This is a genomic window from Streptomyces silvae, assembly GCF_016745505.1.
Lineage (GTDB): Bacteria > Actinomycetota > Actinomycetes > Streptomycetales > Streptomycetaceae > Streptomyces > Streptomyces silvae.
This window is the reverse complement of sequence record NZ_JAERUC010000154.1, coordinates 1-9,123: the sequence shown is the minus strand read 5'-3', so window position 1 is coordinate 9,123 and position 9,123 is coordinate 1. Positions and strand designations below refer to the sequence as shown.

Annotated in this window: 8 protein-coding genes and 1 pseudogene; 4 read left to right on the top strand and 5 right to left on the bottom strand. The window is 67.1% G+C overall.

What is annotated here, in order from left to right; translation table 11 throughout:
* Positions 1–101 precede the first annotated feature (101 nt).
* From JKV81_RS24795 to JKV81_RS24785, 4 genes are all read right to left on the bottom strand, one after another.
* On the bottom strand, positions 102–638 hold the full coding sequence (locus JKV81_RS24795) for an SDR family oxidoreductase (protein WP_307820597.1): 537 nt from the start codon (positions 636–638) through the stop codon (positions 102–104).
* 87 nt (positions 639–725) lie between these two features.
* Positions 726–854: a hypothetical protein gene (locus JKV81_RS36715; RefSeq protein ID WP_307820596.1), complete on the bottom strand. Its 129-nt coding sequence runs from the start codon at positions 852–854 to the stop codon at positions 726–728.
* Positions 855–1,641: 787 nt separating this feature from the next.
* Positions 1,642–2,013 (bottom strand): VOC family protein, encoded by a 372-nt coding sequence (locus JKV81_RS24790; RefSeq protein WP_202077867.1) that lies wholly within the window; start codon positions 2,011–2,013, stop codon positions 1,642–1,644.
* A 42-nt stretch (positions 2,014–2,055) separates the two neighbouring features.
* The gene (locus JKV81_RS24785) at positions 2,056–2,973 is read right to left on the bottom strand and encodes an alpha/beta fold hydrolase (RefSeq protein WP_202077866.1); all 918 of its coding nucleotides are present in this window, start codon (positions 2,971–2,973) and stop codon (positions 2,056–2,058) included.
* Between the two features lie 263 nt (positions 2,974–3,236).
* Here JKV81_RS24785 and JKV81_RS24780 point away from each other — a divergent pair, with 263 nt between their 5' ends.
* The 4 genes from JKV81_RS24780 (at position 3,237) to JKV81_RS24765 (ending at position 8,665) form a co-directional block, all read left to right on the top strand.
* A complete protein-coding gene (locus JKV81_RS24780; RefSeq protein ID WP_202077865.1) occupies positions 3,237–4,346 on the top strand; it encodes an alkene reductase in 1,110 nt (369 codons plus the stop codon).
* A gap of 297 nt (positions 4,347–4,643) precedes the next feature.
* A complete protein-coding gene (locus tag JKV81_RS24775) occupies positions 4,644–5,396 on the top strand; it encodes an SDR family NAD(P)-dependent oxidoreductase (RefSeq protein ID WP_202077863.1) in 753 nt (250 codons plus the stop codon).
* A gap of 537 nt (positions 5,397–5,933) precedes the next feature.
* On the top strand, positions 5,934–6,389 hold the full coding sequence (locus JKV81_RS24770; RefSeq protein ID WP_202077860.1) for an Rrf2 family transcriptional regulator: 456 nt from the start codon (positions 5,934–5,936) through the stop codon (positions 6,387–6,389).
* Between the two features lie 836 nt (positions 6,390–7,225).
* Complete coding sequence (locus tag JKV81_RS24765) at positions 7,226–8,665, top strand: MFS transporter (protein WP_236057641.1); 1,440 nt, start codon at positions 7,226–7,228, stop codon at positions 8,663–8,665.
* A gap of 56 nt (positions 8,666–8,721) precedes the next feature.
* On the opposite strand, the pseudogene JKV81_RS24760 reads toward JKV81_RS24765, so the two are convergent.
* A pseudogene (locus JKV81_RS24760) lies at positions 8,722–9,123 on the bottom strand (transposase); the annotation flags it as partial.

Below are 9,123 nucleotides of genomic sequence, written 5' to 3'. Positions count from 1 at the left end.
GGGTGGCGACAAGTTCGATCTCGAAGTGATCAGTGTTCTCAATCTGGGCGGCCGGTCTGTGACGGACCGTCCGGTCGCGTGGTCGGTGGCGGGGTGTGTGGTCACATCTGGCCCAGGCCGCCGTCGACGAAGAGTTCGGCGCCTGTGGTGAAGGAGCTCTGGTCGGAAGCCAGGAACACCGCGGTGGCGGCCACTTCCTCGGGGCGGCCGATGCGGGCGAGGGGGATGCTGCTGCCCATCTGGTCCCTGATCTGCTGCCGGGACTCGTCGTCGTGCGCACCGGCCGCGACGTAGGTGGCAGGTGTATCGATGGGGCCGGGGCTCAAAATGTTGACGCGGATACCACGTTCAGTCAGTTCGTAGGCCCAAGAACGGCCCAGGCTCCGCAGAGCGGCCTTGGTCGCGCCGTACAGGCTCATCTGGGGAACGTTGCGGGAGGCGCTGACCGAACCGACGAGGATGATAGAGCCGCCGTTCGTCATCAGAGGCAGGGCCTTCTGCACGCTGAACAGCGCTCCCGCCACATTGACGGAGAAATGGCGGTCGTAGTCGCTTTGAGTGATCTTGGTCAGAGGGATCACGCTGCCGCCGCCCGCATTGACGAAGACGATGTCCAGCCGGCCGTGACGCTGTGTGATCGCGCTGATTACTGGTCAACGGCAGTAGGGTCGGCGACGTCGCCCTGGACGCCGGCGGCCCGGGGGCCGAGGTTTCCGACGGCGGCCTCAAGTTCCGGTCGCCGTCGGCCGGTGATGTAGACGAAGCTCCTCCTCGATGAAGCGCTGGGCGGTGGCCAGGCCGATACCTGCGGTGCCGCCGGTGATGAGAGCGACCTTGTCGGATAGCTGTCCCATGGTCAGTTCCTTCCTTCTGGTGTCGTGGCCGAGGCCCTGTGGTGTTCGTTGTTTCGGGTAGGAGATCGGGGCTGGCGAAGCGCGGCGGCGAAGGTCGTGGCTGGCGCTATGCAGAAGGCCGGGCCCAGGCTGGAGGGGAAGGAGGCGGCATTGTCACCTGCGGCGTGACCGCGACGGTGATCGCGAAGCCGAGGCAGCCTGCGACCTGCTGCAGCCGGGGTGAAACCATGGCCATCCCGACGCTAGATGAGCAGCTCAGGCGGACACCCGTGGCGTAGTTGCCGACGGAGTCAAGGGCGGGGAAGCGACGAACTCACCGTGCCCAGGAGCGTCCCAGTCAGCGTGAGTGAATGCGAAGCCCGGCGTCAGGTGCCCAGATGCAGCGCGCGTTGGCGGTAACGCACGACCACAAAGAGGATGGTTGATTGGGTGCTGCCGATGAGCGCCATGATGGCCTGCCGTCAGCCCAGCAGCAGTACTGCTGCGAGAGCGAAGGGCAGGATCGCCCAGGGGACTCAGTGTTATGGATGAAGCCGTAGACGAGCGCGAGGAGTCCGCCGGTGGTGGCGGCATTCACGTGTTCTCGAACATCGCCACCGACCGCCCCCGCAAGAGCAAAGTCGGGACCGACACCGGCTACCCCACCAGGTCACGCCCGGCCCGCCCCGCACCAAATGCCCTCGGTGGGACGAGGCCCTCTTCAACGCGGGACGACCGCTACTGTCCTGAACGAGCGCGGGCAGGAAGACGCGGCGTCACCGTCATTTACCGGTTACGCCGAGCGGCATCAGGCCGGGTTCTCGCAGAAGGCCTCCACGTTGTTGCCGTCCGGGTCCCGCACGAAGGCGGCGTAGTAGCTGTCGTGGTACTGCGGCCACACCTTCGGCTGGTGCAGAACCGGCGCCCCCTGGGCCACGGCCGCGGCGTAGAAGGCGTCGACCGCGTCACGGCCGGGCGCCGCAAAGCCGAGGTGCGTCTCGCGTGAGGCCGATGCCGGTCCGACAACCGGACCGATCCAGAACTCGGGGCGCCCGGGCCCGTAGCCGATACGCTGCTGGTGCTCGATACGACGGCTGGCGCCCAGAGGCGCGAGCACGGCGTCGTAGAACACCCCGCTCTTCTCGGGATCGGCGACCTGGATCTCCACGTGGTCCAACACGTTTTCCTCCTCATGGGGGTGGTGCGGAGTGGGGACGGACCATCAGTCCTGGTAGTCGAAGAAGGCCTTGATCTCTTCGAGTACCCGCCCGGGTGCCTCGTGCAGGAGCCAGTGCCCCACTCCCTCGACAGGGCTGCCTGTCGCCTGCGGAGCGGCGTCCTTGAGCGCAGTGTGGAACGCATCGAAGAGCTGTGCCTGGGCGATGATGTGGACGGGCATGTCCAGGGGCTTGAGCATGAGACGGCGGTTGTCGGCCTCGTCCTGCGGCCATGCCTGGTAGTAGCGCGACCCGTTGTGCAGCACGCCCGGCCGGCCGTAGACCCGCGCGTACTCCTCGACACTCTTCTCCGGGGCCGGTGCTCCGAGCAGTTGATAGAAGTACGAGAGGAAGAGGCGCTCCTGTCCGGCCACGAGCTGCTCGAAGAGCGGTTCCTGCTGGAAGAAGGAGAAGTGGAACGACAGCGGCTTGAGTTGGTCGAAGGTGAGTGAACCGCCGACGAGACCAAAGTCCATGATCATCAAACCGGCGAACTGTTCGGGCCACTGGGCCGCAAGGGCATAAGCGACGGCGCTGCCGAAGTCGTGCGCGACCAACTGCACCCCCTCCTGGTGGCCGAGGTGGACGAGCAGACGGTGCACGTAGCGGGCGAGCGTGGCCTTGTCGTGCGAGGGCAGCTCGCCGGTGGTGTCCCCAAGTCCCGGCAGATCCACGGCGATGACCGTGTGGCCCGGCAGCAGGTCGGGCATGATCGCCCGATATTCGTACCAGCTCTCCGAGAAGCCGTGGAGCAGCACGATGGTGCGGGGGCCGTCGCCTCCGACGACGTAGTGCATCTGAAGGCCGTCGATGGTCGTGAAGCGGTGCTCGAAGTGCTGAGCGAACTCCGGGTCATTACGGGTGGCGGCGTCGTAGCCCTCGCTCAACGGGGCTTCTGAAAGGGAGTGGAGGTGTGCAGACACGAGGGTGCTCCTGACGGTTGACAGGGGGTGCCGGTCGGCGCGTTAATGTAACGAACCTTGATACAGCTTACACAGTGTCGCGCCGCCCGGAACGGCCGTCCTGCGGAGCAAGGAAAAGCGGGCCCGTGGAGGCTCATCGCCGTTGGTCCAAGAGGGACGGAGCCCCCGGCGAGTGGTGACGGGACGGAACGAGTGCTCCCGCACCACACCTCAGGAGCCGGCCACACCCGTGCGTTCACCCATCCCGGAACGGAGTCACATCAATGACGTCGTCATCGACATCCGCGAAACCGTCTCTCTTCACGCCCGATTCGCTCGGAGACATCAAGCTCGCCAACCGTGTCGCGATGGCCCCGCTGACTCGGATGCGGTCGGGCCCCTCCGGCATACCCGGCGACCTGATGGTCGAGCACTACCGACAGCGAGCGAGCCTCGGACTGATCGTCACCGAGGGCGTCTACCCCAGCCGCGAGTCGCAGGCCTTCGTGGGGCAGCCGGGCATTGTCACTGACGAGCAGGCGGCCGGCTGGCGGCGGGTGGCCGAGGCGGTGCATGCTCAAGGCGGCCGCATCGTGATGCAGGTCGTGCACGCCGGTCGCGTCACCCACCCCGATGTCAACGGAGGGCGGCGCATCCTGGCTCCCAGCGCGATCGCGATCAACGGTGAGGGACACACGGAGAAGGGCAAGCAGCCCTACCCAGTGCCGCAGGCACTGACCGTCCCGGAAGCCCGAGCGGCACTGGAGGACTTCGTCGCGGCCTCCCGACGGGCGATCGAGGCGGGCTTTGACGGCGTAGAGGTCCACGCCGCCAACGGATACCTGCTGCATGAGTTCCTCTCCCCAGCGTCGAACCACCGCACCGACGAGTACGGCGGCACACCGACGAACCGGGCCCGCTTCGTCGTCGAGGTGGTCACGGCAGTGGCGAAGGCCATCGGCGCCGGGCGGGTCGGGTTGCGGATCTCGCCCGAACGCAACATCAAGGACGCCCTGGAGACCGACAGGGACGACGCCCTGGCCACCTACGGTCACCTACTGGACCAACTGCGCCCGCTAGGCCTGGCCTACCTTTCCCTCCTGCACAAGGAGCTGGGGGGAGAGCTGGCCCAGCAGTTGCGCCGGCGCTTCGGTGGCAAGTTGATGGCCAACAGTGGGTCCGTCTCGATCACGACGCGCGAGGAAGCGGTGGAGCTGATCGAGGCCGCTCACGCCGATGTCGTGGCCGTGGGCCGAGCAGCCATCGCCAACCCCGACCTGGTGGAGCGCTGGCAGGGCGAGCACCTGGAGAACGTGCCGCGCCCGGCACTCTTCTACACATCCGGCCCCGAGGGGTATACCGACTACCCGTTCCTCCAAGGCGAACATATCTAGGGATACGGGCGGGCCCGAGCCTGCCGTCGTTCGGCGCGGCCCGCTCGCTTTGTGGTCCGCCCCCGGGCTGCCACAAGGCCGCGTCGCGGCACCACGGCGTGGCAGTGCGGCGAGGTGAGGGGGTGGCGACACACCGCTGACGCGGGTCGCCGCCGACACCCACGGCAAAGTGTAATCAAGGCTGTTATATTTTATTTGAGTGGCTGGTGCAGCACCTCCCGGCGTCCTTCACCGGAGGTGGCGGGCTCCCCGCAGCCTGCAGAGCCAGCCTCAGAGCAATTCTCCAAGGAGTGGGCAATGGGACAGCTTGACGGAAAGATCGCCCTGGTCACGGGCGGTACCACTGGTATCGGCCTGGGCGCGGCCCAGCATTTCGCACGGGAAGGCGCCACCGTCTACGTCACGGGGCGCCGCAAGTCTGAGCTCGATGCCGCTGTGGCAGCGATCGGCGCGGACGCCGTGGGAGTGCAGAGCGACGTGTCCAGGCTCGATGATCTCGACGCCCTGTTCGCGACCATTAGGGAGCGCAGCGGACGGCTCGATGTGCTGTTCGCGAACGCAGGAGTGGGCGGCGTCACAGGCTTCGCAGACGTGACAGAGGAGGAGTACGAGCGAACGTTCGACATCAACGTCAAGGGCATGTTCTTCACTGTGCAGAAGGCGCTCCCACTCCTTCCCGAGGGCGCCTCGGTCATCCTCACCTCCTCGACCAATGCCTCCCAGGGCATTCCGGCGATGAGCGTCTACAGCGCCACCAAGGCGGCTGCGCGCAACTTTGCCCGGTCTTGGGCAGCCGAGCTGGCGGGACGCAAGATTCGGGTCAACTCGATCAGCCCCGGCCCCGTCGAGACCCCCGGTCTCCTGCGCTTCGCGGGTGACGACGCCGATGCGCAGCGCGAACTCAAGGAAAACTTCGCCAGCTCCATCCCCATGGGGCGGGTAGGGCACGTGGACGAAGTGGCCTCCGCCGCCGTCTTCCTCGCTTCCGACCAGAGCTCGTTCACCACGGGTGCCGAACTCTTTGTCGATGGCGGCCTCGCCCAGGTTTAGGAAGCAGACGGCCTGCAGGACGTTTCGCTGCGGACCGGACAGCGGCGAAACCGCCCTGCCGGAAGTGCGGACGGCGGTATGCATGGGCGCCCCAGCTGCCCGCCCCGTAGGCGCGCACGGTCGCACTGCCCAGACGGTGACCATGAAATATCGATGCAACGTCGGTCGCCGCGCTTTCCAGCGCTGGCGGAGCGGGGAACTCCCTCGTGGAAAAGGGGTCAGGGGCGTGCGGCGTGTGCGTGAAAAGCCGCACGCGGCTGGCGTGCGACCGGCGCGGCATCGACAAAGGGGAGGCAACGCCCCAGCGCATCGCCGCCTCCCTCAGAGATCCCCTCGGCCAGGAGCTTGACCAGTGATCCCTGTCGGGCGTGTGCGATGTCCGCACAGCAGGGACGAACGGCGCAGCCCAGCTCCGCATGCGACCCGGCTGGAGCACGCGGCGCCCGGTTTTTCTGTAACTGTTACAGTTTTTAGTGTCGCCGGCAGCGTGCGCGAGCGCCAGTCAGTACCGGCATCGACCGAGGGAGGCGAGCCCGCGTGAGCGCGAACAGCCGTATGAGCCTGGCCGTCCACATCCTGACCTGGCTGGCGTATGACCGGCGGGGCACCGACAAAGAGGTCGCGACGTCCCAGCGCATCGCGACCAGCGTCAACACCAACCCCGTCGTCATCCGGCGCTGCCTCGGGCAGCTCAAGGATGCCGGACTGGTAGAGGTCACCCACGGACGCAACGGCGGCTGGAACCTCGCCCGTCCGGCGGAGGAGATCTCTCTTCTCAACGTCTACCAGGCACTCCCCGAGGAGCCGATCTTCGGAATGCACGCCTCGGATCCCAACGCGGAGTGCTACGTGGGTTTCGGCATCCAGCACGCCCTGGGTCAGGTGTATCAAGAGGCGACTGAGGCTCTCTGCCGGTCACTGTCGGCCACCACCGTGGCAGACGTCCTGCGCGACACGCTGGCGTTCCACTCCGTATCCGCCGGGGCGCGCTGACCGTTCAGGAGGTCACGCCACTCGGCTGCGGCAACTGTCGCCGTCGGCCCGGCGTACGGCGCTCCCTCTTGGCGTACCGGTAGGACGACTTTGCGTGCCTCGCGATCGCCCCTGGCCCGCGAGACACCAAGGTGTCGGCCGCACGACCGCCGACACGCTGGGCGCCTGATAGTCATACGGCCATCCACGTGAAGTTCCCTACCGGTCACGAAGGAACTCTCGTCGGTGGCGAGGAAGAGAGCCGCCGAGGCATCTCTGCCGGCTTCCCCGTACGACCGAGGGGGTCGTGGCCCAGCGTTCCCGGTGCGCTCAGCTCCCCCGAGGTCTCGCCCTGGGATTCACGGAAGCCCCCGGTCTCGATAGGGCCGGGGCTGAGGCCATTCACCCGGGCGCCTCTGCCACCCAACCCCTGTGCTCAGGAGCGTGCCGAACAGTGCGCGGCGGACCTGGATGCTGCGTACAGGCTCATACCAGGGTTGCCACCGTCAGCGCTCACCGAGCGACGGCACGCCCGATCACCGTCCCCCAGCCGGTGACGCGTGCTATCCGGTCATCCAGTTCTTCATGTTCACCCCTCTTCGTATCGGTCCTGCCACACGGGCGGGTGACCCCACGAGGAGAAGCCCTGCATACGTCGCGGGGCCTCTCGCGGTCGAAGTCCGGTCCGCCGTCGACAATTGCTAAAGTGTATCTACCCTAGTTACACTAACGGCATCGCTTCGACTACACGGCCGTGCCGGGCGAGAAGCAACTCCTCGCCCCTCGTGCAGGTGCCAGCTGCTCGCACGTGCGGCCTCCCTCCGCGTTTTCATCAACCCATCCCCCTATGAGGTGGCATGTCCGTCCACACCGGCAGCGATGCCGATACATCCCCGGCCCCGACGGAACACCGCAGGGTGCCCACCGTGGCCGTGCCGCGCTTCGTCGCCCTGGCCACGGTCGCCATCCTGGCCACGCAGCTCATGCTGCAACTCGACGCGCAGGTGGTGACGGTCGCACTCCCCCAACTGCAACAGGATCTCGGCTTCTCCCCCGCCGGTCTGTCATGGGTGCCCAACGCCTACGCGCTGGCCTTCGGCGGACTCATGCTGCTCGGCGGTAGGCTCGGCGACGTTCTGGGCCGGGTCCGGGTCTTCACCATCGGAACGGTGCTGTTCGCCCTCGCGTCACTCGCCGCCGGCCTTGCCCCCGACGCGACGATCATGGTCGTCGCCCGGGTGGCGCAGGGAGTCGGAGCGGCCATCGCGGCACCGAGCATCCTGTCCCTGATCACCGCCATCGCCCGAGACGAGCATGCCCGCAGCCGGAACATGGCCCTGTTCACCGCCGCCTCCGCAGTGGGCTCGTCCTTCGGCCTGATCGTCGGTGGTGCGCTTACCGCCTTCTTCTCCTGGCGGTGGGGGCTGTTGATCAATTTGCCCATCGGGGCCGTCGTCGTTCTCGTCGTCCAATGGCTCGTCAAGGAGGACCGGCCGACCGGAGGCCGGGTGGATGTGGCGGGAGCGATCACCGCGACCCTCGGGTCGCTGGCCCTCGTCTACGGTTTCGTGCACGCCGCAGAGACAGGCTGGGCCACCGCGGGAACGGTGGTCACCTTCGTCCTCGCTCTCGTCCTGCTCACCACGTTCGTCGCCGTCGAGCGGCGCGTCAGGCTCCCGCTGCTCGACCTCTCCCTGGTTCGTCATCGCAAGCGCGCGACGGCCCTGGGCGCCATGGGGCTCACCGTGGGGGTCCACTTCTCCCTGCTGTTCACGCTGGTGCAGTTCTACCAACGGGAGCTGGGCATGAGCGCCTTGGTCGCCGGCCTCGCCTTCCTGCCCCTGACAGGCACCATCCTGATCGTCACGCAGTTCGTGCCCGCATTCGTACGGCGGTTCGGAGCCGGTCGGTTGCTCGTCCTCGGCACGGCCCTGGTCACCATCAGCTTCATCTGGTTCGCCGCCCTGGACGACTCCAGCACCTACGTCGGCGGGGTCGTGGCCCCCCTGGTGCTCCACAGCCTCGGTGTCGCCCTCGTGTTCACCCCCGGGACGATGCTGATCATGGAGGGGGTGCCTGCCCGGCACAGCGGGTCGATGTCCGGGTTTCTGCAGATGGTTCAGCAGGTGGGCGGTTCCCTCGGCATCGCCGTCATCGTCGCGGTCCACACGAGCGGCGGCGAGCCCGGCGCCTTCGTCCCCGGCCTGGCGGGCGCCTTCTGGACAGCGGCCGGCCTAGGTACCGCCGCCGTGCTCGTTGCCCTCTTCGGTCTCAGCGCCCGACGCTCTCGAAGCTAGCCCGCCGGCTGACCGCGGGCGTGCACCACCCAGGTCGGCCCACCTTAGACCGTGTCCTATGTGGTGAGTCGGCGGAGTCGTTTGTAGCAGCAGAGGGCGGCGGCGAGGCCGAGAAAGGCCAGGTAGTTGCGGGGTTGGCGTTCGTATCGGTGGTTGAGTCTGCGGTAGCCGGTGAGCCAGGACATGGTGCGTTCGATGACCCATCTGCGGCGCCCTAAGCGTTCGCTGGAGTCGACTCCCTTGCGGGCGATGCGGACGCCGATGTGGCTTGCCCCCTAACCATTTCCGCAGGTGAGGGACGTCGTATGCCTTGTCCGCATGCAGGCGCTGGGGCTTGAAGTAGCGGCCATGGTGGGGGTCGTGTCTCGTTTGGTGACCTGTGATCATGGGCTTCAGAGCGAGGCTGTCGTGGGTGTTCGCCGCGGAGAGGCCGACGAGGAGGGGCAGTCCGTTCGCGT